This window comes from Pseudomonas sp. UBA3153, assembly GCF_002364635.1.
Taxonomy (GTDB): Bacteria; Pseudomonadota; Gammaproteobacteria; order Pseudomonadales; family Pseudomonadaceae; genus Pseudomonas_O; species Pseudomonas_O kuykendallii.
Map to the genome: position 1 here is coordinate 1 of NZ_DEYR01000024.1, position 3,865 is coordinate 3,865.

Genomic DNA, 3,865 nt, shown 5'->3' on the forward strand with positions numbered 1-3,865 from the left:
CGGCCTCGCCGCCGAGGCCGGTGACGACGTTCAGCACGCCGGCCGGCAGGCCGATGCGGTCGGCCGCGGCGGCCAGTTCCAGCGCGCTCAGCGAGGTCAGCTCGGACGGTTTGAGCACCACCGTGGCGCCCGCCGCCAGCGCCGGCGCGACCTTCCAGGCGGCCATCAGCAACGGGTAGTTCCAGGGGATGATCTGGCCCGCCACGCCGACCGGCTCGTAGCGCAGCGAGCAGCGGAAGCGCTCGTCGGGTAGCGCCAGCGGCTCGTTCTGGCGGCCGTCCAGTTCGCGGGCGAGGCCGGCGTAATAGCGAAAGCAGCCGATCGCGTCGCCGACGTCCCAGCGCGCCTCCGGCAGCGGCTTGCCGTTGTCGCGCACTTCCAGCACGGCGAGCTCTTCGTGGCGCGCCTCCAGGCCATCGGCGAGCAGGTCGAGCCAGGCCGCGCGCTCGGCACCGCGGCTCTCGCCCCAGTTGCGGAACGCCTGGCGGGCCGCGCGCACGGCGTGGTCGATGTCTTCCTCGGTCGCCGCCGGCAGGCTGTGCAGCGGCTCCTCGGTGGCCGGATCGAGGGTTTCGAAGCGGCCGCCCAGGTCGGGGCCGACCCATTGGCCGTTGATGTACAGCTGGTCGCGCATGGCGTTCACCTTCAGGGCAGTAAGCAGGACGGATCAGGCGCCGGGCTGGCGGTTCTGCAGGTAGCGCGAGGCCACCAGCAGCGCCAGCGAGGCGGCGATGATCACCGTGGACAGCGCGTTGATCTCGGGCGTGATGCCGCGCCGGATCGAGGAAAAGATGTAGATCGGCAGGGTGGTTTCGGAGCCGGCGACGAAGAAGGCGATGATGAAATCGTCGAAGCTGAAGGTGAAGGCGAGCAGGAAGCCGGCGAGGATCGCCGGGGCGATCTGCGGCAGGATCACCCGGAAGAAGGTCGACAGCGGTGGTGCGTAGAGGTCCGCCGACGCTTCCAGCAGGGCCTTGTCCAGCGCCTCGACGCGGGTCCGCACGATGACCATGACCAGCGCCATGGTGAACAGCGAGTGCGCCGCCACCACCGTACCGAAGCCCATGCGCAGGCGCGGCAGCGCCGGATCGATGGCCTGCAGCAGCGGGTTGAGCAGGTCGAACAGGGTGATGAAGGCGATCAGCGTGGCGATGCCGATGACGATTCCCGGCACGATGATCGCGCAGTAGGTCAGCGCGTCGAAGAAGCGCCGCACGCGGCCGCCGACACGCTGCAGGCCGAACACCGCGAGGGTGCCGAACAGCGTCGAGAGCAACGCCGAGCAGAGGGCGATCAGCGCGCTGTTGCCCAGCGCCTCCATGATGAACGGGTTGCCGAAGGCGCGGCCGAACCACTGCACCGAGCAGCACTGGAAGGACAACCCGCTACGCCCGGCGTTGAAGGCGAACACCATGATCAGCGCGATGGGCGCGTAGAGGAACAGGTACAGCGACGTCGAATAACTGCGCAGCCACATCTCACAGCACTCCGTCGCGGCTGGCGCCGCCGAAGCGCGCCGCGAGTTTCAGGTAGACCAGGATGATCGCCAGCATCAAGGCCACCAGCGTCATCGCCAGGGCGCTGCCGAACGGCCAGTTGCGCGACTGCAGGAACAGGTCGACCAGCGCGTTGCCGACGAAGAACACCTTGCCGCCGCCGAGGATCGCCGGAATCAGGAACTCGCCCATCAGCAGGATGAACACCAGCATCACGCCGGTGATCATCCCCGGCGCCGACAGCGGCAGGGTGACGCGGCGGAAGGTCTCGAAGCGGCTCGCGCCGAGGTCGCCGGAGGCTTCCAGCAGACGCTTGTCGAGTTTCTCCAGGCTGACGTAGAGCGGGAACACCATCAGCGGTAGGTAGCCGTAGACGATCCCCACCAGCACCGCGGTGGGCGTGTTGATCAGCCGCACGCCTTCCAGGCCGAGGCTCGCCAGCAGCGCCGGGATGCCCTTGCCGCCGAGGATGAAGATCCAGGCGTAGGTGCGGATCAGGAAGCTGGTCCAGAACGGAACGATCACCAGGGTCAGCAGCAGCGAGCGGTTGCGCCGCACCTTCACCGCCAGGAAGTAGGCCAGCGGATAGGCCACCAGCAGGCACACCAGGGTGCCCAGCGGCGCCAGCACTAGGGTGTTGCTGAAGGCGCCGGCACGCGAGCCCAGCGCCAGGTAGTTGTCGAGGGTGAAGCCGCCGCCGTAGCCGCCCACCGAGCTGCGCTCGCCGAAGCTGAACACCAGGATGACCAGCAGCGGCATCAGCAACAGCAGCAGGAACCACAGCGTCGAGGGCAGCAGCAGGAGCCAGGTGATGCGCCGGCCGAGGCCCAGCGCTGGCGCCACCCCGGCGGGCGACGCATTGACGGCGGTGTTCATCGGCGAATCCCCGCGCATAGGCAAGACCTCAGGCATTCGGCTCCCCTTCCCGGGCGGAAATTGCAGGCATCGTCACGCCGCCTTGAAGCGCGCCATCAGCTCGGCGCGCACGGGGCTGGTGAGGGTCGCCGCGGCGCCGAACTCCAGGTGGCTGAGCAGCTCGGCGGCCGGGTACATGATCGGGTCGTCGAGCATTTCCTTGGGCAGCAGCGCGTCCACGCGCTTGTCGCCGCTCGGGTAGCCGTGGGCCTCGACTTCCAGCTTGTTGTGCGCCGGATCGAGCAGGTAGTTGATCAGCGCGTAGGCCGCATCGCGGTGCTCGGCGCCCTTGGGAATGGCGAAGAAATCGCTCCACAGTTCGCCGCCCTCGCGGCCCAGGGCGAACTGCATGTCGGGGTTGTCGCGGTGCAGCTGCGAGGCGTCGCCGGTCCAGCACATGGCCATCCAGGCATCGCCGCTGCGCATCGACGGCTGGATGTCGGAGTTGATCGCGAACAGGTGCGGCTTGCAGTCGATCAGCAGCTTCTCGGCGTCGGCCAGTTCCTTGGGGTCCAGCGAGTTGAAGCTGTAGCCGAAGTACTTGAGCGCGTTGCCAATGGCGGTGAGCTGGTAGTCGTGGACGATGGTGCGGCCCGAGGCGCTGGTCTTGGTCAGGTCCCAGAACTGCTTCCAGCTGTCCACCGGGGTCTTCAGCGCGCTGGAGTCGTAGACGATGCCGGTGGTTCCCCAGTTCTTCGGCACCGCGTAGACCTTGCCGTCCACCGTGCCCTGGGCCATGAAGCGCTGCTCGAAGGCCTTGGGATCGAAGTTGGGGATGCGCGAGAGGTCCAGCGGCTCGATCAGCCCCAGCTCGACGTAGGTGCTGATGGTGTAGTTGGTCGGTACGAAGACGTCCCAGCCGCTGCCGCCGGCCTGCAGCTTGGCGAGCATCTCCTCGTTGGAGCCGAACACGTTCATCTGCACCTTGGCGCCGGTGGCTTCGGCGAAGGCGGCGAAGTTGTCCGGGCTGTGGTAATTCGGCCAGGTCGCCAGGTTGACGCGGTCGCCCATGCTGCCCTTCTCGGCGGCGAAGGCGCGGCTGGTCAGCAGCCCCGGCATATTCGCCGCCATCACCGCGGCGGCCAGGCCGAGGCCGGTGCGGCCGAGGAAGTCGCGGCGGGTGATCGAACCGTTCTGCCAGCTGCGTAGCGTCTTGATGAAAGTCTTCTTGTCCATCGTCCGTCTCCTGGTCGTCGTGTCGTTCTAAAAGGGTCGAAGCGTCAGTTCAGACGGCCATCGCCAGGCCCTTGGCCTGGTCCCAGCCGATGCTCACCGCCGCGCCGTGCTCGAAGTCGCCCTGCGGCGCGCCACCCTGGCGCGGAACGCGCACGCAGACGACGCCGAACGGGCCGGTGCGCACGCGGTACTCGGTGAGGTTGCCGAGGTAGATGCGGTCTTCCACCACGCCGTCCAGGCGCACCTCGGCGCTCGGCGGGGCGCTCGGCGCGCCGATG

Annotated in this window: 5 protein-coding genes; all 5 read right to left on the bottom strand. The window is 68.1% G+C overall.

The window, feature by feature from the left end; all coding sequences use genetic code 11:
* Nucleotides 1-634 (bottom strand): aldehyde dehydrogenase family protein (locus B2X67_RS05265; protein WP_286784836.1); only part of this gene is annotated, 634 nt, incomplete at its 3' end.
* A 33-nt stretch (nucleotides 635-667) separates the two neighbouring features.
* Nucleotides 668-1,477, bottom strand: a complete 810-nt coding sequence (locus tag B2X67_RS05270) for an ABC transporter permease (protein ID WP_090226098.1) — start codon at nucleotides 1,475-1,477, stop codon at nucleotides 668-670.
* A gap of 1 nt (nucleotide 1,478) precedes the next feature.
* Nucleotides 1,479-2,372, bottom strand: coding sequence for an ABC transporter permease (locus B2X67_RS05275; protein ID WP_090226096.1), 894 nt, complete (start codon nucleotides 2,370-2,372; stop codon nucleotides 1,479-1,481).
* A gap of 72 nt (nucleotides 2,373-2,444) precedes the next feature.
* A complete protein-coding gene (locus B2X67_RS05280; RefSeq protein WP_286784837.1) occupies nucleotides 2,445-3,587 on the bottom strand; it encodes an ABC transporter substrate-binding protein in 1,143 nt (380 codons plus the stop codon).
* A 49-nt stretch (nucleotides 3,588-3,636) separates the two neighbouring features.
* A partial coding sequence (locus tag B2X67_RS05285) for a TOBE domain-containing protein (RefSeq protein WP_286784838.1) occupies nucleotides 3,637-3,865 on the bottom strand: 229 nt, incomplete at its 5' end.